Source organism: Isoalcanivorax pacificus W11-5 (assembly GCF_000299335.2).
Taxonomy (GTDB): Bacteria; Pseudomonadota; Gammaproteobacteria; order Pseudomonadales; family Alcanivoracaceae; genus Isoalcanivorax; species Isoalcanivorax pacificus.
This window is the reverse complement of sequence record NZ_CP004387.1, coordinates 3,921,260-3,942,990: the sequence shown is the minus strand read 5'-3', so window position 1 is coordinate 3,942,990 and position 21,731 is coordinate 3,921,260. Positions and strand designations below refer to the sequence as shown.

Annotated in this window: 16 protein-coding genes; 13 read left to right on the top strand and 3 right to left on the bottom strand. The window is 64.8% G+C overall.

Features of this window, described 5'->3' with window-relative positions:
- Positions 1-32: 32 nt before the first annotated feature.
- Entirely contained in the window at positions 33-923 is an 891-nt protein-coding gene (locus tag S7S_RS17735) for a metal ABC transporter substrate-binding protein (protein WP_008734756.1), read from the top strand.
- Here the strand turns inward: S7S_RS17735 and S7S_RS19905 are convergent, their stop codons facing one another.
- A complete protein-coding gene (locus S7S_RS19905) occupies positions 924-1,361 on the bottom strand; it encodes a hypothetical protein (protein ID WP_041026032.1) in 438 nt (145 codons plus the stop codon). It lies immediately after the preceding gene.
- 143 nt (positions 1,362-1,504) lie between these two features.
- On the opposite strand from S7S_RS19905, the gene S7S_RS17725 reads away from it, so the two are divergent.
- Positions 1,505-2,641, top strand: coding sequence for a cellulase-like family protein (locus S7S_RS17725; protein WP_008734761.1), 1,137 nt, complete (start codon positions 1,505-1,507; stop codon positions 2,639-2,641).
- An 11-nt stretch (positions 2,642-2,652) separates the two neighbouring features.
- On the opposite strand, the gene S7S_RS17720 is transcribed toward S7S_RS17725, so the two are convergent.
- Positions 2,653-3,573, bottom strand: coding sequence for a homoserine kinase (locus S7S_RS17720; RefSeq protein WP_008734763.1), 921 nt, complete (start codon positions 3,571-3,573; stop codon positions 2,653-2,655).
- Positions 3,574-3,849: 276 nt separating this feature from the next.
- Here S7S_RS17720 and S7S_RS17715 point away from each other — a divergent pair, with 276 nt between their 5' ends.
- The 4 genes from S7S_RS17715 to S7S_RS17700 all read left to right on the top strand — a co-directional run bounded on the left by S7S_RS17715 (position 3,850) and on the right by S7S_RS17700 (position 8,818).
- Positions 3,850-4,479, top strand: coding sequence for a TetR/AcrR family transcriptional regulator (locus tag S7S_RS17715; protein ID WP_008734765.1), 630 nt, complete (start codon positions 3,850-3,852; stop codon positions 4,477-4,479).
- Between the two features lie 166 nt (positions 4,480-4,645).
- Positions 4,646-5,251, top strand: coding sequence for an outer membrane beta-barrel protein (locus S7S_RS17710; RefSeq protein WP_008734767.1), 606 nt, complete (start codon positions 4,646-4,648; stop codon positions 5,249-5,251).
- Between the two features lie 72 nt (positions 5,252-5,323).
- Positions 5,324-8,050, top strand: a complete 2,727-nt coding sequence (gene polA, locus S7S_RS17705) for a DNA polymerase I (RefSeq protein WP_008734768.1) — start codon at positions 5,324-5,326, stop codon at positions 8,048-8,050.
- Positions 8,051-8,053: 3 nt separating this feature from the next.
- Entirely contained in the window at positions 8,054-8,818 is a 765-nt protein-coding gene (locus S7S_RS17700) for an ATP-binding protein (RefSeq protein WP_008734771.1), read from the top strand.
- Positions 8,819-9,455: 637 nt separating this feature from the next.
- Here S7S_RS17700 and yihA read toward each other — a convergent pair.
- Entirely contained in the window at positions 9,456-10,070 is a 615-nt protein-coding gene (gene yihA / locus S7S_RS17695; RefSeq protein ID WP_008734772.1) for a ribosome biogenesis GTP-binding protein YihA/YsxC, read from the bottom strand.
- A 244-nt stretch (positions 10,071-10,314) separates the two neighbouring features.
- Between yihA and S7S_RS17690 the strand changes: the two genes are divergently transcribed.
- The 7 genes from S7S_RS17690 (at position 10,315) to recD (ending at position 21,729) form a co-directional block, all read left to right on the top strand.
- Positions 10,315-10,599: a c-type cytochrome gene (locus tag S7S_RS17690; protein WP_008734774.1), complete on the top strand. Its 285-nt coding sequence runs from the start codon at positions 10,315-10,317 to the stop codon at positions 10,597-10,599.
- A gap of 24 nt (positions 10,600-10,623) precedes the next feature.
- Positions 10,624-11,274 carry a c-type cytochrome gene (locus S7S_RS17685; protein WP_008734775.1) on the top strand — a complete coding sequence of 217 codons (651 nt, stop codon included), beginning with the start codon at positions 10,624-10,626 and terminating at the stop codon, positions 11,272-11,274.
- Positions 11,275-11,463: 189 nt separating this feature from the next.
- The gene (locus tag S7S_RS17680) at positions 11,464-12,114 is read left to right on the top strand and encodes a thiol:disulfide interchange protein DsbA/DsbL (protein WP_008734777.1); all 651 of its coding nucleotides are present in this window, start codon (positions 11,464-11,466) and stop codon (positions 12,112-12,114) included.
- 54 nt (positions 12,115-12,168) lie between these two features.
- On the top strand, positions 12,169-13,062 hold the full coding sequence (locus S7S_RS17675) for an endonuclease/exonuclease/phosphatase family protein (RefSeq protein WP_238582914.1): 894 nt from the start codon (positions 12,169-12,171) through the stop codon (positions 13,060-13,062).
- 63 nt (positions 13,063-13,125) lie between these two features.
- On the top strand, positions 13,126-16,407 hold the full coding sequence (gene recC, locus S7S_RS17670) for an exodeoxyribonuclease V subunit gamma (RefSeq protein ID WP_052269275.1): 3,282 nt from the start codon (positions 13,126-13,128) through the stop codon (positions 16,405-16,407).
- Positions 16,400-19,939 (top strand): exodeoxyribonuclease V subunit beta, encoded by a 3,540-nt coding sequence (recB, locus tag S7S_RS17665; protein WP_008734786.1) that lies wholly within the window; start codon positions 16,400-16,402, stop codon positions 19,937-19,939. The genes recC and recB overlap by 8 nt, the downstream gene beginning before the upstream one ends.
- Positions 19,936-21,729 (top strand): exodeoxyribonuclease V subunit alpha, encoded by a 1,794-nt coding sequence (gene recD / locus S7S_RS17660; protein ID WP_008734788.1) that lies wholly within the window; start codon positions 19,936-19,938, stop codon positions 21,727-21,729. The genes recB and recD overlap by 4 nt, the downstream gene beginning before the upstream one ends.
- The last annotated feature ends 2 nt before the right edge of the window (positions 21,730-21,731 follow it).

Genomic DNA, 21,731 nt, shown 5'->3' with positions numbered 1-21,731 from the left:
CTACGCGGCCTGTTTTATTCACCGGAGTTTCCATGCGTGTTTTGCTCGCGGCCCTGCTGTTGTGCCTGAATGGCGTCGTCGCTGCCGCCGAAGTGTCCCGTCCAAAGGTGCTGGCGAGTACCGAACCGGTGGCGATGCTGCTGCGCGAAGTGCTGGGTGATGCGGTACGCGTCGAGACGCTGATGCTGCCGAACCAGACCCCGCACAACGCCTCGTTCACACCGGGCCAGGCAAGGCAGGTGCGCGAAGCGGATCTGCTGGTCTGGCTCGGCGCCGACGCCGAGCCGGGCATGGCCGGGTTGCTGAAGCGCCATGCCGGCCGCCAGCTGGCGCTGACGGATCTTGATGGCGTGTACCGGCGCGACGGCGATGAAGGCCACGACCATCACCACGACGACGATGCCCACCACCACGGGCTGCTTGATCCACACCTGTGGTTGTACCCGGCCAACATGCGGCGTCTCGCGCAGGCGTTGCCGGCCGAGGCAGATGCGCTCGGATTGTCGCGTGATGAGGTGGTGCAACGTGTGGCGCTGTTTGACGCCGCGCTGACCGAAACGGAAGCCGCCGTGCGTGCTGCGCTGGCGCCGGTGGCGGGCACGCCGTACCTCAGCCATCACGACGCCTGGGCCTATTTTTCAGATGCCTTCGGCGTGCGCCGTCCGCTGGTGATCAACCACAACATCGAGGCCTCGGCCAGCAGCCGGCGTTTCGTGGAACTCAGCAGCACCTTGCAGGCGCAGCAAGTGCATTGCGTGATGGCGGAGCCGGAAGCGCGGCGGGCATTGCTGGAGCGGTTGTGCCGTGACCAGTGTCGGCTGGTGCAGGCCGATCCGCTCGGCCGGGATGTGGCTGGCGGCACCTACAGCGGGTTGCTGACCCACCTGCAAGGCCTGTTCAGCCAGTGCCTGACGGCGCCCTGATCAGAGTTCGCGCACGGGAATGCCCACCGGGGGCGGTGGCGGGGTGACCTGCTCCGGTGGCGGCGGCGGGGCCACGGTGCCCTGGCTGCGCAGACGCTCGAGAAAACTCGGATCCTGCTCTGCGTAACGTTGCTGGTCCGGCAGTGTGCGCCCACCGCCACGGCGGGTTTCTTCCGGTTCGATCAACAGCGGCGTTTCCAGAAACAGCCGCTCCATCTCCTCGGCATCCATCACCGGCGCGGGAAACCGTTCGGCCATGTCTCGGCCCACCGGCTCATCACCCGGCGCGGACTCCGGCAGCCGTTCGGCAGCGAAGGTGCTGCCGCCCGCCAGCAGGCCCGCCAACAGCCACGCCGCGCGCAGGCGGCGGGTTTCTTGCATGGTGCAGGGCGGGGTGTTCGAGCCTGTGAAAATGTCAGTGATTGCCGGGCGGGCCACGGGCGCTTCTCCGGTTGCGGGTCGGGTCTACTGTAATGCGATCAGGGCTGATCAGGCAGCCCGGGCCGATATGCGGCAGGCCCATTGTCGCCAGCGCGCAAATGCGTATGCTGGACCGTCTTTTTTTGTATTCAGGGTGTCTGATGGTGGGAGAGGCGGGCAGCACACCGCGCCTGGCGCTGGCTTGCTGGGATTATTCCTGGCTGACCCGCCGTGACGGCCGCGCCAGTGAGTACCGCGATCTGGACAAGGTGTTTGCCGAGCTGGCCGAACGGGGCTACAACGCCCTGCGCCTGGACCCCTTCCCCCATCTGCTGGCCCGTGGTGAAAGCGGGCTGACCCAGGACCGTTTCGACGTGTTGCCCGAAGGGCTCGACCTGCGCCGTGGCGCCCGCGTGCCGGTGCAGGTGCAGCCGCGTAAAACGCTGGTGGAAATGTTGCGCCGCGCCCGTGCCCACGGCATCAGCCTGTGGCTCACCAGCTGGTTCATGCCTGATACCCAGGCACGCCGGTCCTTTGTGCGACGGCCACAGGACTTTGTCCGCGTCTGGGCAGAAACGCTCGCTTTCATTGAAAACGAAGGCTACGCCGACCTGATCCTGGGCGTGGATTTCTGCCACGAATTTCCCCAGGCGCCCTGCGCCCACGGTGCCTACCGGCGCATTTTTGCCAGCCACCCGCGCAACCCGCTACCGCAGATGCTCGGCTGGTCGGGCGGGGTTTGCCGGCGGGTGGAAGAGTATCTGCTGGAGGTGCCGCGTTCGTTGCGGGCACTGTATCCGCACTACCGATACGGCGTGTCCGTGGCGGCTACGCAGGAAGACAACATCCGGCAGCTCGACACCAGCGAACTGGATTTTCTCGACACCCACGCCTGGCTCAGCGACGACCCGCGTTTCCGGTTTGCCAGCGGTGAAATGCTGACCCCCGTGGCCCCGGCCGTGGCGAGCCGGCTGCAAAGCCGCGTGGCGGCGCTGCTGTACCGCGCCCGGCAGAGCCAGTGGAGCCGTCGCGCCGGACGACGCCTGCACCAGCAGGCCGAGTTTGCCCGCATGCGCCGGCTGGCGCCGATCCTGGGCGAAGGTTATGTGCACGATGCCCGCGAAAGCGCGCTGGACTGGGACTGGGTGCGCCTGGTGTCCGAGCACATGGTGATGGCGGCACTGGAAGAAGGCATTCCGGTGATTACCACCGGCCTGCACGCGCGCCCGCACAGCCCCGGTTTCTGGGAGGATGTCGCCTGGCACCAGCGGCTGACGACGATGATCCGCGAAGCCTGACGGCAGCCTGGCTACAGCGCGTCCGCGCGTAACCGGAACAGCACCTCGAACTCCGCCGGGTCCTTGCTGCCCTGGCCAATCACCTCCTCACCGGGCTGCTCCGCCCCCAGCCGCGACAGCCAGAAACGCAGCGCCGCGATGGCCAGTGCCAGCGGCAGCCGCATGCGCGCGGCCATGTCCAGCGGGCGCACATGCTGGTAGCCGTTGAGCAGCGCGGTTTCCAGTGCCGGCACCGGTCGCCGTGCAGCATCCAGGCACCAGTCATTCATGGTCACCGCCAGGTCGTATTCCGCCGGTGCTTCACCGGCGTTGTAGAAATCCAGCAGGCCGGTGAGTTGCTGGCCGTTGAACAGCACGTTGTCGCGAAACAGGTCGCCGTGGCAGAGCACCGGCGTCGGCAGCCGCTGTTGCCAGCGGGTAAGCAGTGTTTCCGCACGGGCCCGGTCGGGGCCGGGCAGGCGGTGCAGGTGGTTGTCCACCAGTGTGGCCAGTTGCTGCATCGGATTTGGCGGTGCGGTGAGGTTTTCAGGGGCCTGTGTCAGATGGATCTGTGCCAGTGCACTGCCGAGCGTGGCGAGTTGGGTGCCGTCGGCCCGGGCAAGATGGTGTCCGGAGAGTTTCGGTACGAGAAAAGCCGGTTTGCCGGCCACTTCCATCAATGCCTGCGTGCCGCCCAACGGGGCCGGCACGAACAGCCCCCGGGCCTGCAGCCGGTGCAGCAGCTCGATGAACCACGGCAGGCTGTCCGCCGGCAGAGTCTCGAACACCGTCAGCACCAGCGCCACGGGGATGCCGTTGGCACGACGTGCTTCCAGCAGATAATTGCTGTTCTCGATGCCCTCGCTGATCGGCCGCTGGTGCAACAGGGTGAGTTGATGCTCTGCGAGCAGGGCACTGATCTGGTCGGGTGTCAGGGGTGTGAAGACAGTCATGGGCGAGAGTATAGCGCCGGGTTGAAACGTATGCGTGCGGGCATGTACGTGAAGAAATTGGTACTGGTGTGCTGGCAAACTGCCGCCACTTGCCATTCGTCGGCGCATGGACTGCAATGCGGGTGTTCGATCACCTTATCATCCGGCACTGGCAATAAAGCCGGTGCACGCCAGGCAGGGAAGGGGCCCGGGCGTGCGCATCATGCCAGTGGATTATCGCCGGATATCAAGTCCGCGCTCTGCTTCGCGGACGGCCCAATGCAGGAGGCATCGGCCATGCATACGCAACGACTGGCTGCCCGTGGCGAACCATGCCAGGGCAAGCGTGAACTGACCAAACTACGCAACCGGGAAACCCTGATCGCCGCCGCCACGGACATCTTTCTGGAAAAGGGTTTCGAGGCCACCACCGTCCGGGACATCGTCAACGCCACCGATCTTGCCCTGGGCACCTTCTACAACTACTTCGCCGATAAAGAAGCGCTGTTTGCCGCAATTGTTGATGAACATATCGGCCGGGTGGCGGAATCCGTGCGCGAGTTCCGTCGCAAGGCGACCAGCCAGGCCGAGTTCGTGCGCTTCGGCTACGAAGCCTACTTTCGCGGGCTGGCCGCCAATCCGGTCAGCTTCGAGCTGGCGCGACGGCACGAAACCTCCATTGGCAGCCTCAATCGTATCCCGATGTTCTGTCTGGCCATGGAGCATCTGGTCGAGGACATCGACGACGCCAAGACGCGTGGCTGGCTGCCAGACGCCGACAGCGAATACATCGCAGCGGCCTTCGTGGGCGTGGGTCACGAAATCAGCCGGGTGATGGTCAGCCGCCGCCCGCTGGACCCGGACTACGCCGCGCGCTTTGCCGCAGCGCTGTTCCACGCCGGCTTGTGTGAACTGCCCCGCAACTGATGCTGCTGTTCGTCGGGCCACCGTGCCGTTTGCCCGGTGGCTGCGTTATAACTCGCGGAACGCATAAAAAACGTGCAGCCGGGCATTGGCGGTGCGCACGTACCGACAGCGCCACGGCGCTGATAACAGGCCCTGGGAAGGGCGTATAACAACAACGGAGTTCCGCATGCGATACCGGGGATGGCCGCGCGCCGGCCGGCTGGCCTGTCTGCTTTTTTTGCTGATGCTTTCCGCCCGGCCTGCGTTGGCCGATGTGTCCGTCTACCGTGACCAGCCGCGTTTCTGGGTGGCGGTCAGTGCCGCGCAGACGACGCTGGATTTCGGGCACCTCGATGCCAGGCCGCTGACGCTGGGGCTGCGGGTCGGCGGCATGATGGACGATATGTTCGGCACCGAGTTGCGCATCGCGCGCGGCATCGTTGCCGACCGGGACGAACGCGCCGTCGGTAGCGGCAGTGCGCGCCGTGACGACAGTCTTGATCATCTGGCCTCGGCACTGGTCCTGGCGCGGTTGCCACTGGCAGAGCATGTTTACGCGCGGGCCTTTGCCGGCCTCTCTGACGCGCAGATCCGCACCCGCCTGCGGCGCTGCAACGCCGGTGCCTGCCGCAGCGATACCGAACGCAACGACGATACCAGTCTGAGCTGGGGACTGGGCGGTTACTGGCAGCCACAACCGGCGCTGGCGCTGAGTGTGGAATTCATGCGTTACGTGGACCGCGACACCCTGGCCCTGGACGCCATCGAACTGGCCGCCGTGTTTCTGTTCTGACGCAGCAAACGGTTGAAATCTGGCGGGCCTGCGGCAAGATGCTCTCTCCAGCCGCGAACAGGCCCGCACGCCATGTCACAACCGAAACCCCTCGTCCTGGTAGACGGCTCGTCCTACCTGTACCGAGCCTTTCATGCCCTGCCGCCCCTGGCCACCTCGTCCGGCCAGCCGACCGGCGCGGTGCGCGGCGTCGCCAGCATGCTGCGCAAACTGCTGGCGGACTATCAGCCCGAACGCATGGCCGTGGTATTCGATGCCAAGGGTAAAACCTTCCGCGACGAACTGTTTGAACAGTACAAAGCCCAGCGCCCGCCGATGCCGGATGAACTGCGCGCACAGGTGGAACCGCTGTACACGCTGATCCGTGCCATGGGGCTGCCGCTGATCGTGGAAGAGGGTGTGGAAGCCGACGACGTGATCGGCACGCTCGCCCGGCAGGCCGCCGCCGCCGGCCAGCCGGTGGTGATCTCCACCGGCGACAAGGACATGGCACAACTGGTGGACGGTCACATCACGCTGGTCAATACCATGACCGGCACGGTGCTCGACCCTGACGGTGTGGTGGAAAAATTCGGTGTTGGCCCGGAGCTGATCATCGATCTGCTGGCGCTGATGGGCGACAAGGTCGACAACATCCCCGGCGTGCCGGGTGTCGGTGAAAAGACGGCGTTGGGATTGCTGCAGGGCATCGGCAGCCTGACGACGCTCTACGACAATCTGGACAAGGTGCCGGCGTTGCCGATTCGCGGTGCCAAGACCCTGCCGAAAAAGCTCGAAGAGCATCGTGACCAGGCGTTCCTGTCCTACCAGCTGGCCACCATCAAGCTGGATTGCGTGCTGAACGAGACCTTCGACGAACTGACCCTGCGCGAGCCGGACAAGGTGGCCCTGGCAGAGCAGTACCGCACGCTGGAATTCAAAAGCTGGTTGCTGGAAATACTCGACGGCGAGGAGGTGCCCGAGGACGTCACCGCCGAGACCAGCATTGATCGCGCCAGTTACGTCACCATCACCGACGACGCAACGCTGGATGACTGGCTGCAACGATTGGTTGCGGCAAAGCTGTTTGCCTTTGATACCGAAACCACCAGCCTGGATTACATGCAGGCGGAACTGGTCGGTGTTTCCTTTGCCATTTCGCCGGGTGAGGCCGCCTATGTCCCGGTGGCGCACGATTACCCCGGTGCGCCCGACCAGCTCGACCGCGACGCGGTGCTGAAGAAACTCAAGCCGTTGCTGGAAGATCCGGGCCTGAAAAAGATCGGCCAGAACCTCAAGTACGACATGAGCGTGCTGGCCCAGTACGACATTACGCTGCGCGGGGTGGAGTACGACACCATGCTGGAATCCTACGTGCTGGATTCCGTCGCCACCCGCCACGACATGGATTCGCTGGCGCTGAAGTTTCTGGGCCATCGCAATATCGCCTTCGAGGACATTGCGGGCAAAGGCGCCAAGCAGCTCACCTTCAATCAGATCGCGATTGATGACGCCGCGCCCTATGCGGCGGAAGACGCGGACATTACCCTGCGCCTGCACGAAACACTCTGGCCACGTCTGGAGGCGATCCCGACATTGGCCCGCGTGTTCCGTGAGATCGAAGTGCCGCTGGTCAGCGTGCTGTCACGCATTGAACGCAACGGCTGCTACGTGGATGCCGGCATGTTGCGCCTGCAAAGCCAGGAACTGGCGAAAAAAATGGCCGCGCTGGAAAAGCAGGCGCACGAGATCGCCGGGCGCCCGTTCAACCTCAATTCCACCAAGCAGCTTGGTGAGATTCTCTATACCGAACAGAATATCCCGGTGATCAAGAAAACACCGAAAGGCGCGCCGTCCACTGCCGAGCCGGTGCTGGCCGAGCTGGCGCTGGAATATGAACTGCCCAGTGTCATCATGGCGCACCGCGCGATGAACAAGCTGAAAAGTACCTACACCGACAAGCTGCCGGAGATGGTGCAGCCGCGCAGTGGCCGCGTGCATACCTCTTACCATCAGGCCGTGGCCGCGACCGGGCGGCTGTCGTCCAGCGACCCGAACCTGCAGAACATTCCCGTGCGCAGCGAAGAAGGGCGTCGCATTCGCCAGGCGTTCCGGGCGCCCGCCGGGCGCAAGATCGTCGCGGCTGACTATTCGCAGATCGAGTTGCGTATCATGGCGCACCTCAGTGGCGACAAAGGGCTGCTGGATGCGTTTGCACACGGCCTGGATATTCACCGCGCAACGGCGGCAGAAGTGTGGGAAAAATCCCTTGATGCGGTGACCGACAACGAGCGCCGCAACGCCAAAGCGATCAACTTTGGCCTGATCTACGGCATGAGTGCATTCGGCCTGGCGAAACAGCTGGGTGTGCCACGCGGCGAGGCGCAGGATTACATCAACCGTTATTTCGAGCGCTATCCCGGTGTGCGCGAATACATGGACAGCACACGCGCCAAGGCCGCCGAACAGGGTTATGTGGAAACGCTGTTCGGCCGCCGCCTGTACCTCCCGGAAATCGGCAGCCGCAACGCGGCCATGCGCCAGGCTGCGGAGCGCACTGCCATCAACGCGCCGATGCAGGGCACGGCGGCAGACATCATCAAGCGCGCCATGCTCCGCGTGGACCAGTGGCTGACAGACAGCGGTATCGACGCGCTGATGATCATGCAGGTGCACGATGAACTGGTATTCGAGGTCGACGAGAAACAGGTGGATACCCTGATCAATGAAGCGACCGCATTGATGAGTGGCGCTGCAGACCTGAAGGTGCCGCTGGTGGTGGATGCCGGCATAGGCGACAACTGGGACGAGGCGCACTGATTCATGAGCAGTATCGACTGGAAACTGACCACTGCTGCGGTCTGGCGCGCCCATAACCGGCAACTGCGAGCTGTGCGGCACCTTGATCCGATTCGTCTCGATGACCTGCTCGGTGTCGACACCCAGAAAGGCAAACTGGTACGCAACACCGAGCGCTTCCTGGCGGGCGAACCCTGCAACCATGTGTTGCTCTGGGGCAGCCGCGGCACCGGCAAGTCATCACTGGTGAAAGCGGTGCTGAATGAATTTGCGCCGCAAGGGCTGAGGCTGATTGAAGTGGACAAGGACGAACTGGCGTCGCTGCCGGAAATCGTCGACGATATTCGCGAACGCGCACAGCGTTTCGTCATTTACTGCGATGACCTGTCCTTTGACGAGGGTGAGCGTGGCTACAAACACCTGAAAACCGTGCTGGAAGGCTCAATCGAATTGCCGCCGGAAAACGTGCGCATCTATGCGACGTCCAACCGCCGGCACCTGCTGCCGGAATACCACCGTGACAACGCCGCCAGCCGCGTGGTGGATGGCGAATTGCACCTGGGTGACGCCGTTGAGGAAAAGATCTCCCTGGCAGACCGTTTTGGCCTGGGGCTGTCGTTCTACCCGATTTCCGAGCAGCAGTATTTCGAGATGATCGACCACCTGTTTCCGGCGGTGAATGATCGTGAGCAGTTACATACCCTGGCGCGGCGGTTTTCGATGGAAAAGGGCGGGCGCTCCGGGCGAACGGCACGGCAGTTCTGGAATCAGCACAGTGGTGATATCTGATCAGAGGGCGACGGAGGGCGCCTGCCTTCACGCGTCGTTGGCGCGCCGGGCAGCAGTGTGCAGGAGGGGTGTCTGGTGAAGGCGCCGAACCGTTTCTGAGGACCGTTTGTCCGGTGACGCACGCGTTCCGTGTGACGCACCGCAAGAAAAAACACGCCAGTGTTGTGCCAAACGGTAAAATCTGTAAAAGAGTAGAGTTCCGGAGCAGAAAAGTTGAAAACCGGGAACTCCGGCCCGATACAATGAGTCACAGGAAATAGCTGCGGAACGGTACCCCCCGATCCCCCAGTAACCCTCGCCGGTCCGCAGCTTTTTAGTCTCCGGTTTCTTCCCCCAGAGAACCGGAGGCGGCAAGCCTCCCTGGCAGCGCAGTCGTTCCCTTCCCCCGATTTGCTGCCAGGGATTTTTTTTGCCTGCCGTTCAGGCCAGGCACCCGTTCCCCAACGGGTTTTCTTACCTGTCTTTAACAAAGCAAACCCCGTGCCAGCTTTGACACCGACATGACAAATGCCCCGGTGGACGCGGCTTCGGGCGAATGTGGGCAAGCGCATGCCGGAGGGCGGCAGGCTTCACCTGCCGTAAAAGGTCGCTGAGTGACGCCGGGTGACAGCCGGCGTCAGGTGGGAGGCGGTGCCGGTCAGTCCAGCGGCAGTTCGAGCCAGCCGCCCAGACGATCCCAGGCATCATCGCAGCCGGCGCCACTGGTGGAGGAGAACAGTTGCGCGGTGAGCGGCGCCGGGTGGCCCTTGAGCGAGCTGGCGACCTTCATCACGGTGGTCTTGGCCTGGCCGAAGCTGAGCTTGTCGGCCTTGGTCAGCAGCAGGTGCAGCGGCATACCGGCCTCGGCGGACCAGTCCACCAGCATCCGGTCGAAATCCTTCAGCGGATGGCGGATGTCCATCAACAGCACCAGCCCGCGCAGGCAGCGGCGCTCGGCCAGGTAGCCATCCAGCTCCTTCTGCCACTGCTGGCGCGTGGCACGGTCTACTTTGGCGTAGCCATAGCCGGGCAGGTCCACCAGCCGGCGGCCTTCGGTCACTTCAAAGAAGTTCAGCAGCTGCGTGCGGCCGGGGGTCTTCGAGGTCCGCGCCAGGCTCTTCTGGCCGGTAAGGCGATTGATGGCGCTGGATTTGCCCGCATTGGAGCGGCCGGCAAAGGCCACTTCCAGGCCTTCGTCGGGGGGGCACTGGTCCAGCCGCTGGGCGCTGGTCAGGAACTGGGTCTGCCGCAGCAGGCGTTCTACAGGGTGCATGGGCTCTCGGTCACGGCGCCCCGGGGGCGGGGCAGGGCAATGGTGGCGGCTGTGTCCGGCAGATGCAACGGCACAGCGGAAAGCGGGCCGACAAACCCACATTGGATGTGACGAAATAGACCCGCTGTGGTATATAATGCGCGCCGCGTGGCACCCCGGCCTCCCCGACCGGCGCCGCGCATGAAACTCCCGAGCTGGTTCAGAACAGGCCCCGGCGGGTTCCCGGAGGCGAGGAGCGCATCGAATGAAGTGGATGGTTGCCCTGGCAGCTTTGCTGCTCACCAGCGCCGTCAGTGCTGACGCGATCGAAGACCGTTACAACAAGAGCTGTGTGTTCTGCCACGGCAGTGGTGCCGCCGGTGCTCCGAAGGCCGGTGATCAGGCCGCCTGGGCGCCACGCCTTGAGAAAGGCATGGAGACCCTGCTCGAACACACCCGTTCCGGTATTGGCGCGATGCCGCCGCGCGGCATGTGTGCCGACTGCAGCGACGACGAATTCCGCGCGCTGATCGAATACATGTCCAAGTAAGACGACGTAACGTAAGGAAAGGCGATGAAGTCCTTGAAGCTGTTTGCCCTGATGCTCGCTGGCCTGTCCACGGCCGGTTACGTTCACGCCGCCGGTGATGCCGAAGCGGGCGAAGCCAAGGCTGCGGTCTGCGCAGCCTGTCACGGTCCCAATGGCAACAGCCAGGTGGGCATGTATCCGAAGCTGGCCGGGCAGGGCGAGAAATACCTGCTCAAGCAGCTGCAGGACTACAAGAGCGGTGCCCGTGAGAACGCCATCATGCAGGCGCAGGTCGCCAGCATGTCCGAGCAGGACATGGCTGATCTGGCCGCCTACTTCGCCAGCCAGACCGTCGAAGTCGGCAAGGCTGATCCGGAGCTGGTGGAAGCCGGCGCCCGCCTGTACCGTGGCGGCAATCTGGAATCCGGCGTGTCCGCCTGTTCCGGCTGCCACGGCCCGGCCGGTGCCGGTATCGCAGCGGCCGGCTTCCCGGCGCTGCACGGCCAGCAGGCCCAGTACATCGAAGACCAGCTGCGCGCGTTCCGTGCGGCCGGCCGGGATGACCTGGGGGCGCAGGCCTACCGTCGCAACGACACCGATTCCGATGCGCCGGGCATGATGCAGTCCATCGCTGCCAAGCTGACCGACCGCGAAATCAAGGCCGTGGCCAGCTTCATCAGCGGCCTGTCCGAGTAAGCGGGCACTGACACACCAGAGAAGGCGGCCACCGGCCGCCTTTTTTGTGCCTGCCAAAAGGCGCATGCTGGCCCGCTGCCACGACACCCATCGACCGGTAAAATCGTTTATCCTCGCTGCTTCGGGAGCAACTGCCGCGTTTTTCGGTCAAAGGCTCCATACAGTGATAACCAGAAAGGAGATATCCGGATGTTTCGAGTACTTGCTGGGGCGGCTGCCCTGCTGGGCGCCCTGATCATTGCCCCGGCGCAGGCCCAGGTGCTGGCCAGCGACGGCCAGTTCGTCGAAGGCCAGCACTATGAGGTGCTGGACGAGCCGGTGGCCACCCTGGACCCGGACAGGATCGAAGTGCGCGAGTTCTTCTTCTACGGCTGCCCGGCCTGCTACGGTGTCGAGCCCTACGTGAATGCCTGGAAAGCCAACAAGCCGGAAGACGTGGCGTTTGTCCGCTCGCCGATTCTGTTCATTCGTGGTGCCGAGCCGCTGGCCCGCGCCTTCTACGTGGCCGAGGCCAAGGGCCTGACCGACGAAATCCACACCCCGTTGTTCGATGCCATCCACAAGCATCGTGAGCCGCTGTTCTCGGCAGAATCCATCGCCGCCTTCTTCGAGAAGTACGATGTCAGTGAAGAGGAGTTCAACGAGCTGTATTCCTCCTTCGGTGTCTCCACCAAGGTACGCCAGGCGGATACTGCCTCCCGCGACTATCGCCTCCGGGGCGTGCCGGCCTTTACCGTCAACGGCAAATACGTGGTGCTGCGGGCCAACCTCAAAAACGACACCGAGACTTTCCAGGTGGTCGATTATCTGGTCAACCGGGAACGCAGTGCCCGCAAGTAACCTTGCTGATCGAGCACGCCGGCTTCACTGCCGGCGTGCCTGACAGGTGAACCATTGAAGACAGACCCGATCTCCCCCGATACGCCGCGTAGCCGTGGCAAGGGCTTCTCCCTCGTGCGCGAGGGCCTGCGCGGGCGTACCCGCCAGCCGAGCATGATCGAACTGCCCGATGACCGCCTGAAGCTGCTCAGCTTCAATATTCAGGCCGGTATCGGCACCAGCAAGTTCAGCGACTACATCACCGGCAGCTGGAAGCATCTGGTCGCACATCCGCGCAGCCTCAGCAATATCCAGAACATCGCCGAAGTGTTGCGCGACTACGACATGGTGGCGTTGCAGGAAGTCGACGGCGGCAGCCTGCGCTCGAAGTTCCTCAACCAGTTGGTGCACCTGGCCTCGCTGGCCGATTTCCCGTTCTGGCACCAACAGCTCAACCGCAACCTGGGCCGGCTTGGCCAGTTCAGCAACGGCCTGCTCAGCCGCGTGGTGCCCTACCAGGTGGAAGACCATCGCCTGCCGGGCCTGCCCGGCCGGGGCGCCTTTATCGTCAAGTACGGTCACCCGGAGATGCCGCTGGTGGTGGTGGGCGTGCATCTGGCACTGGGTGGCAAGCACCGTAACGCCCAGCTCGCCTACCTGAGCAAGCTGCTGCGGGAATACCGCTACGTGGTGATCATGGGCGATTTCAACTGCCTGCCGGACCAGTTGCTGAATTCTCCGCTGGCAGAACTGGACATGAAGCTGATGGACGGCGAGCATCGTACCTATCCAAGCTGGGCGCCGGAAAAACACCTGGATCATATTCTCGTCAGCAGCGGCCTGCAGGCCGTGCAGACCGAAGTGCTCGACAGCTGCCTGCTGTCAGACCACCTGCCGGTATCGACGGAAATCCTGATACCCGATGATGTGCGCGCCGCCAGCCTGATGCCGTTACCCCGGGGAAAATGATCTCATCCTCCGTGGTGGCGGCGTTCCCGGTGTAGCCCTGCCACCGCCTGCCACGGACTGCTGATGCACTACCTGTACCAGTCAAACCGCCTCGAACACCTCGCGGAAATGCTCGCAGCCGTATTGCGCGCCGATCCCCCCGCGCCGCTGGTGCCTGAAGAAATCCTCGTGCACAGCCCCGGCATGGCCACCTGGTTGCGGCTGCACCTGGCGGAGCGGCTCGGCATTGCCGCCAACTTTCATTTCCCGCTGCCGTCCTCCTTCTTCTGGCAACTGCACCGGCAATTGCACCCGGCGCTGCCAGAGCAGTCTGCCTGGAGCAAAGAGGCGATGCTCTGGCACCTGATGGCGCTGCTGCCGGACATGCTCACCCAGCCTGACGGCGCGCCGCTGGCGGAATACCTGCGGGATGACCGCCCGCTGCGTCGCTTCCAGCTGTGCCAGCAGATTGCTGACCTGTTCGACCAGTACCTCGTCTACCGTCCCCGCTGGATGACCGACTGGGAGCGTGGCGAAACAGGGGACGTCCCGGCACACCGCCGCTGGCAGCCACGGTTATGGCAGCAACTGGCCGCGCGCATCCGGGCGCTGGCGCCAGAGGATCTGCACCGGGGCGAACTGATGAATGCCACCCTGCTCGGGCAGCGCCTGCACCAGGCGCGCCTGCCGAAGCGTGTGTGCCTGTTCGGGCCCACCAGTCAGCCGGCGGCGCAACTGGAAGCACTCGGCGCCTTGGGCGAGCAGCTTGACGTGCACCTGTTCCTGCTCAACCCCAGCGCCGAGTACTGGGGCCATGTGCAAAGCGACCGGCAACTGGCGCGCCGCCGCGTCGAGGCCCTGCGCAATGGCCAGGCGCCGGAAGAACTGTTCGAGGAAACCGGCAACCCGCTGCTGGCATCCCTCGGTGGCCAGGGCCGCGAACTGCTGGAACTGCTGCTCGGCGGCCTGTGGCCGGAGACCGTAGAGCTGGACAGCTTCGAGGCGCCGGAAGACACCACATTGCTGGGCCAGATACAGGCGGACATTTTTCATCTGCGCGACGGCCGCACCGCACCGCGCCCGCCGCAAACACCGAACATTCAACTGCACGACTGCCACAACCCCATGCGCGAGGTGGAAGTGCTGCACGATCGACTGCTGGCACTGTTCGAACAGTATCCCGATCTCGAACCTCGCGATGTGGTGGTGATGATGCCGCAGGTGAGCGACTACGCGCCGCTGATCGAAGCCGTGTTCGGCGCCGACAGCAGCCACCCGATTCCCTGGGCAATCGCCGACCGCAGCCTGGCGGAAGAAGCGCCGGTGCTGCGCGCCTTCCTGCAACTGCTGCAACCGCGCCTGAGCCGTTTCACCGCCAACGAAGTGATGGACCTGCTGGACGTGGCGCCACTGCGCGAACGGTTCGGCTTCAGCGTCGACGACTTGCCATTGCTGCGCGGCTGGATCGAGCAGGCGCATATCCGCTGGGGCCTGGATGCCGAGCACCGCACCCGACTGGGACTGCCGACGTTCTCCGAAAACAGCTGGGCCGCCGGCCTTGAACGCCTGCTGCTGGGCGTCGCCATGGGCGAGGACGAAACGCTCTGGCAAGGCATTCCCAGCCTGCCGGGGCTGACCCAGGGGCAGGCAGAGCTGGCCGGCAAGCTGGCCTGGTGCCTGCGCCAGTTGCAGCGTTTTGATCGGGATTTCAACCAGCCGTGCAGTGCCGCACGCTGGCAACAGCGTCTGAACCTGCTGCTCGACGATTGCTTCCAGGAAGACGCCGCCTGGCAAAGCGAGATCGACCAGTTGCGCGCGGCGCTGGATACCTTCGCCAGCGCCGCAGGACAGGCACTGGATGACACACCGCTGGACGTGGACATGGTGCAGGGCTGGCTGCGGCAACAACTGGCCGGCAGTGCCGGCGGCCAGCGCTTCCTGGCCGGCCGCGTGAACTTCTGCACGCTGATGCCGATGCGCAGCGTGCCGTTCCGTGTCGTCTGCCTGCTTGGCATGCAGGACGATGCCTACCCGCGCCCCGAGCAGCCCGCCGGGCACGACCTGATGCGCGACCGGCCCCTGCCGGGCGATCGCTCCCGCCGCAGCGAAGACCGTTACCTGTTTCTCGAAGCCCTGCTGTCCGCGCGCGACGAGCTGTACATTTCCTGGTGCGGCCGCGACAGCCGCGACAACAGCGAGCGGCCACCGTCCGTGGTGCTGGCGGAGCTGACCGATTACCTGGACCAGGCTTTCGTCACCGAAGACGGCACACGCCTGTCGCAGTCCCTGATCGTGCGGCACCCGCTGCAGCCGTTCAGCCCGCGCTACTTCGGCGGTGATGAAACACTGTTTTCCTATTCCAGCCTGTGGGGCGACGTGGCCGCCGGCAGCAATATTGCCTCGCTGCCCATGAGCAATCTGCCCGACGACGACACCCTGGCCGAACGCCTGCTCACGCCGGGCATCGCCGATCTCGCGCGGTTTCTGAAAAATCCGCCGCGTGCGTTGCTGGAACAGCGCCTGGGCATTTATCTCGGCACCCGTGACGACGTGCTCGAAGACGATGAGCCGTTCGCGCCGGATGGTCTGGATATCTGGCAACTGGAAAAAGACGTGCTCGAACAGGCACTGGCCGGCGAAGACCTGGATGATCTGATGGCTCGCTGGCAGGGCCGGGGGCAGTTGCCGCCGGGTGACACCGGCCGGCTGTTCCTGCAGGAGCATGTCGCCGCGGCCGAAGAACACGCGCAACAGATTCGTCGCCTGTGGCAGGCCGGGGAGTTGCTGCCGGGCGCGGACTTCAGCGTTACCGCAGAGGGCGTCACGGTGGCCGGGCATTTTCGCGAACTGACCAGTGCCGGCTGGCAGGCGCGCAACCCGTCGCGGCTGTTCCGCGAGGCGCCCAAAAAAGCCGCGCCGCTGGCCGATTCCCGTGCCATGCCGAAAGTGCGTCACCTGCTCGAATACTGGCTCATGCACCTGGCGCTGAATACCCTGCCACTGCCGGAACAGGCGCGCACCTCCATGCTGTATTTCCGTGATGTGCGGCTGCAACTGGCGCCGCTGCCGCCCGTGCAGGCAACAGAACACTTGCAGACAATATTGCAGCGTTATCGCCGTGGCCTGAGCACACCGTTGACCTTCCTGCCGCAGACCGGCTGGGCCGCGCTGGTGTACCCGGACGAACCGGCCCGGCTGGAAACCGAACTGCTGGGCAACGAGCGCAGCGCCGGCGAAGCCGCTGACCCGGCGGTAGCGCGCCTGTTCCCGGTCTTCACCGACCAGCACCTGCGCGACTTCGCCCGCGAAGGCGAGTGCCTGCTCAAGCCGCTGCGACAGGCTGCCGAGGTGCTGCCGTATGAATGACATGCAGCCCATGGACCTGCGCCGCCTGCCACTGGACGGCCTGAACCTGATCGAAGCCAGCGCCGGCACCGGCAAGACCTTCTCCATCGCCGGCCTGTACCTGCGCCTGGTGCTGGGCGTTGGCCGCGAACCGCTGCCGGTGGAAAGCATTCTGGTGGTGACCTTTACCCGCGCCGCCGTGGCCGAACTGCGCGGCCGTATCCGCCTGCGCCTGGCTGACGCGCGGCAACTGTTCCAGCGTGCCGACAGCGACGATCCGTTCGAACGCTTCCTGCTGGAACAGGTGCCCCAGGCCACCGCTTTGCTGTTGCTCGATCGCGCGCTGACCAGCCTGGACAACGCGGCCATTTTTACCATCCACGGCTTCTGCCAGCGATTGCTGCGCGAATACGCACTGGACCTGGGTGCGCCACTGGAATGCACCTTTGTCGAAGACGAAAGCGCACTGATCCAGCAGGCCGTGACCGACGTCTGGCGACAGCAGGTCTACACCGACACCGACAAACTCAGCGCCGCCCTGTTGCGCAGTTTCGACACCCCCGACGGCCTCTTTGCGCAACTCAGGCCCTTGCTGCGCAGCCCGCGTCCGCAACTGGAGCCGGCGATCAGCCTGGGCGACTACCGCAAGCGCGAACGGCAACGCCTCGCCCTGCTGGAAGAACTGCGCCTGGCCTGGCAAACCCACGGCGGCGTGGTGCGCCGCCATCTGGAACAGGCCTGCCAGGACAAGGTGTTCAACGGCCGCAAACTGCAATGGCGCTGGCTGCAACCGGCGCTCAACCAACTGGACGCCTGGGCCGACGGCGAGGCCGACACGCCCGTCGCCCGGACCGGCAACGGCCAGATACAAAGCGTGCGGCTGTACCCGGAAGAATTACGCGCGGCAGCCAACCCGGACCGGCTGGCGGATGTGCCGGGCCACGAACTGCTGGCCTTGTTGCCGGATATCGTCGCCGCCGAAGAACAGGCGCCGGCACTCGAACGCTGTGTGCTGCTGGGCTTTACCCGCGAGCACGTGCTCGAGCGCCTGCAACAGCTGAAAGCCGGCGCCGGCCAGCGCGGCATGGACGACCTGCTCAGTGACGTCGCCCGCGCCCTGAATGCCGACGCGGGCGAGCAACTTGCGCAACAGGTGAGCGGCCGTTTCCCGGTCGCCCTGGTGGACGAATTCCAGGACACCGACCCATTGCAGTATCGTATTTTTCGTCGCCTCTACTACCAGCGCGCCGGCACCGCGCTGTTCATGATCGGCGACCCGAAACAGGCCATCTACCGCTTCCGTGGCGCGGACATTCATGCCTACCTGGGCGCCGCGCGCGATTGCGAAGCCGACAAGCGTTTTACCCTGGACACCAACTGGCGTTCCACCACGCCGATGGTCGAGGCCGTCAACCGCGTATTTGCACAGCACGACGACCCGTTTCTGATCGACGGCATCGGCTTTTATGCCGCCAGGGCCGCAGGCCGCGCCGATGAAAAACCACTGCGTATTGTCGCGCCGGAACAGCGCGCCGCCCTGACCCTGGTACTGGCTGACCCGGAACAGACCGGTCTGGAAGACAACAAGGCCGACGCACAGCTTTGGCAGGCGGGCTGGATCGCCGCCGAGATTCGGCGGCTGTTGAGCCTCGCCGCGCAAGGCAAGGCGATGCAGGGTGACCGGCCACTGGCGGCGGGCGACATTGCCGTGCTGGTGCGTGGTCACAATGAAGCACGCCTGGTGCGCGATGCGCTGGCGGCCGAAGCGATCGGCTGTGTGTACCGTGGCCGGCAAAGTGTGTTCACCACCGTGCTCGCGGCCGACCTCGAACAGGTGCTGGCCGCGCTGGTCGAGCCGGAAAACGAAACCCTGGTGCGCAGTGCGCTGGGCACCGCGCTGTTTGCCATCGCCCCGCTGGCGCTGCACAAACTGTTCAACGATGCCCGTGGCTGGCAGCGCACACTCGAACAATTCCGCGAACTCGCTGCGCTGTGGCGGCGGCAGGGTGTGCTGCCCGCACTGTATCGATTATTCGAAGAGAAAAAAGTGCTCGTGCGTTTGCGCACCGGCGAAGACGGCGAACGCCGGCTCACCGATCTTCTGCATCTGTGCGAATTACTGCAACAGGCCGCCGGCACCCAGGGTGGCCCGCGCGAACTGCTGCACTGGTATGCCCGCCAGCGCCAGGAACCGATGGAAGATGACGCCCGGCAGTTGCGGCTGGAAAGCGAAGACAATCTGGTCCAGGTGGTCACCATCCACACCAGCAAAGGGCTGCAGTATCCGGTCACCTTCGTGGCAGGCATGTGGAATGCGCCGTCGCGCGCGAGTCACGATATCGGTTACTACGACGACAGCACACAACAGCAATACTGCGCACTGGATGCCGCACGCCTGTTGCCGGAAGCGCGCGTCGAGGCACTGCGCGCGGCCGCCCGGCGCGAACAGCTCGGCGAAGACATGCGGCTGCTTTATGTGGCACTGACCCGCAGCATCCAGCGCTGCTACGTCATGCTGGCGCCGGTGGGCAAAGGCCGTGCCGATTCCGCACTGCATCACCTGCTTGCCCTCGGCGCCGACGAAACCGACACCGACCATTACCGCGTACGGCTCGACGCCCTGGCCCACGGCGATCAGGTCACCTGGACCGATGAACCGCCGGCCGCCGCCGGCGACGTGCCCGTGCCGCCCGCACAGCGTACCGATCAGGTGCGCCGCTTCACCGGCCACATCAGCGATCACTGGCGCCTGACCAGCTACACCGGCCTGACGCGCGACCTGGAGCATCCACACGCCGAGCATTTCGAGCCGGCGGAACTGCCGGTGTTCAGTCTGCCGGCCGCCCAGTTCACCTCCATCCATGCGTTTCCACGCGGCGCTGCGGCGGGCATTTGCCTGCACAGCATTTTCGAACGCGTCGAGTATCAGCTGCCGTTCCGCCTCTCCGACGACATGGTCCGCGCCCAGCTCAGCCGTCATGGTTTCGATCCCGCCTGGACCAACGTGTTGCGTCAGATGGTCGAACAGACCTTGCAGGCGCCACTGGCCAGCGGCCAACCGCGCCTGGGCGATGCGGATCTCTGGTGTCCGGAAATGGAATTCATGCTGCCGCTCACCAACCTGAACGCCGCCGCCCTGGATGCCGCCGTGAATATCCTGCCCGCCACACAACCGCGCCCGACCCTGCACTTTGACGATGTGGCCGGCATGCTGCGCGGCTTTATCGATCTGGTGTTCAGCGTCGGGGGCCGTTACTTCCTGGTGGATTTCAAAAGCAACTGGCTCGGCGTCAGCGTCGCGGATTACCACGCCGAGGCCCTCGATGCCGCCATGGCCGAACACCGCTACGACGTGCAGGCGATGCTCTACGCTGTGGCGCTGCACCGTCATCTGCAACGCACCGTGCCGGACTACGACCCGGCGCACCATTTTGGCGGCGTTGGTTACCTGTTTGTGCGCGGCATCAGCCGCGAAGGCCACGGCATCTGGTTCCACACGCCCGCGCCGACCTTGCTGCAGCACCTGGATGCCCTGCTCGGAGGTGACGCATGAGCGCGGCGCTGCAATGGCTGGAAGCACGCGTGGGCCGTGGCGGCCTGCGGCCACTGGATGTGAGCCTGGCGCGCTTTGTCGCCGAACACGGTGGCGACGATCACGCCGTCTGGCTGACGGCGCTGGTCAGCTTCATGTCGACCCAGGGACACGTCTGCCTTGATCTGGCCCACGCCCCGGCGGAGCCGTTTGATCTGCCGGATTGCCCCTGGCGACCCGACACGCCGCCGCCCATCGACGGCACACTGATCGGCGCGCCCGGCGACAACGCGCCCCTGATTCTGGATGACACCCGCCTATACCTGTCGCGGCATTACCAGGCCGAAGGCCGCGTGGCCGCCGCCGTGCGCCATCGCCTCATGCTCCGCGAACTGCCCACGGGCCTGACCGGCCAGCTGGCCGGCACCCTGTTTCCCGACAACGCAGAGGAAACAGACTGGCAACGCATCGCCGCCATCAACTGCACCCTGCATCGCTTCGGCATCATCACCGGCGGCCCCGGCACCGGCAAAACCTGGACCGTCACGCGCATGCTTGCCCTGCAACTGCTGGTCGCCCACACACTTGCGCCGGATGACCCGCTGCCGCGCATCCGCCTCGCCGCCCCCACCGGCAAGGCGGCGGCACGCCTGACAGAATCCCTGCGCGCCGCCTTGCCGTCACTGCAGATAGATGACGCATTACGCGACGCCCTGCCGAGCGAAGCCGTCACCCTGCACCGCCTGCTCGGCGCCGGCCGCGACGGCCGCCCGCGCTACACCGCCTCACGTCCACTGCCGGTGGATATCGTGGTCGTCGACGAAGCTTCCATGATCGACCTCGGCCTGATGACCCAACTGGTTGCCGCCCTGCCCGAACAGGCCAGCCTGTATCTGGTCGGCGACCGTGACCAACTCGCTTCCGTGGAAGCGGGCAGCGTTTTTGCCGATCTGTGTGGCCAGGGCGGCACACAATTTTCCGCGCCACTTGCCGAGCGGCTGGCGCTGGAAGGCATTCATGTGCCGGACAGCGCCCAGCAGACCAGCTTGGTCGATGACACCGTTGTCCGGCTCACCCGCACGCATCGCTTCGGACACACTTCAGGTATCGCCCAACTCGCCGAGGCTGTCCGCACGGGCGACGTACGCGCCGTGCAGGCATTGCGTGACACGCCCCCGCCGGACCTCGCCTGGGCCGCCCCGGACCGCGCCGCGTTAATCCAGTACGCCGTCAACGCACTGAAGCCCATGCTCACACTGGCCGCCACCGGCGCCCCCGCCGAAGACGTCCTGACCGCCTTCGGCCGCTTCCGCATCCTCTGCGCCCTGCGTCGCGGCCCATGGGGCGTCGAACAGATCAACACACAGATCACCCGCGCACTGCGCCGCGCCGGCCTCACTGACAGCGAGGAATGGTATCCCGGCCGCGCCGTGCTGCTGACACGTAACGACTGGGCGCTGGGACTGTTCAACGGCGATGCCGGCGTCGCCGTCCTCGACCCGGAAGATGGCCAGCTCAAAGTCGCGTTCCTCGCGCCGGATGAGCAAGTGCGTTATGTGCCGCCCGTGCGCTTGCCGGCGTTTGAGGAATGCTGGGCGATGACGATTCACAAGAGTCAGGGGAGTGAGTTTGATGAGGTGGTGTTGGTGTTGCCGGAGAGTGACAGCCTGATTCTGGGGAGAGAGTTGGTTTATACCGGGATTACCCGCGCCAAAGAGCGGGTGATGATGACCATGGATGAGCGATCATTGAATGCTGCGATGAGTAGGAGTGTGTCTCGTCACACTGGTTTGGGTGATCAAATTATTTAAGG